The organism is Sulfitobacter sp. 15WGC, assembly GCF_005068605.1.
GTDB classification, from domain to species: Bacteria; Pseudomonadota; Alphaproteobacteria; order Rhodobacterales; family Rhodobacteraceae; genus Sulfitobacter; species Sulfitobacter faviae.
The window spans coordinates 1-592 of the sequence record NZ_SZNL01000072.1 but is presented as its reverse complement, the minus strand read 5'-3'; the positions used below and the strand labels follow the sequence as shown (position 1 = coordinate 592).

Below are 592 nucleotides of genomic sequence, written 5' to 3'. Positions count from 1 at the left end.
GCGTCAAGTTCGGCCCCCTGATCGCCCACGTTCTACAGCGACGGCTGCCGCGCCCCGGCGATGTCTGGCATCTGGACGAAGTCGTTGTGAAGATCGCGGGTCGGTCATACTGGCTCTGGCGCGCGGTCGACCAACACGGCTTTGTTCTTGAGGAAATTCTCCAATCGAGACGAGACAAGCGCGCCGCAAAGCGGCTTTTGGTCAAGCTGATGAAACGTTGGGGCTTCGTGCCAAAAAGGATCATTACGGACAAGCTGCGCTCCTATGGTGCCGCAAAGCGCGAGGTCGCGCCTGGCCTTGATCATTGGTCACACAAGGGACTCAATAACCGCGCAGAAAACAGCCACTTGCCCTTCCGAAAACGAGAGCGGGTGATGCAAGGCTTCCGATCGCCGGGTGGATTACAACGCTTCGTATCTATGAAGTCTGCAACCCGCAATAGTTTCTCTGTCCCAGCCCGCCGCCGCTCTGCGCTCACCATCCGCTACCATCGGCTCGAAGCATTCGAGGCGTGGAAATCCGCGGCACAGGCCGCTTGATCAACGAACAGCTTGCCAACTTGCAAATTCGGCGAGTTAACGTGACAACACCC

The 592-nt window shown here is 58.1% G+C and carries 1 protein-coding gene; it reads left to right on the top strand.

All coding sequences use genetic code 11. The features are described 5' to 3' along the window. The coding region (locus FCK22_RS18020) for an IS6 family transposase (protein WP_136720758.1) at positions 1 to 539 on the top strand (539 nt) is incomplete at its 5' end. Between the last annotated feature and the right edge of the window lie 53 nt (positions 540 to 592).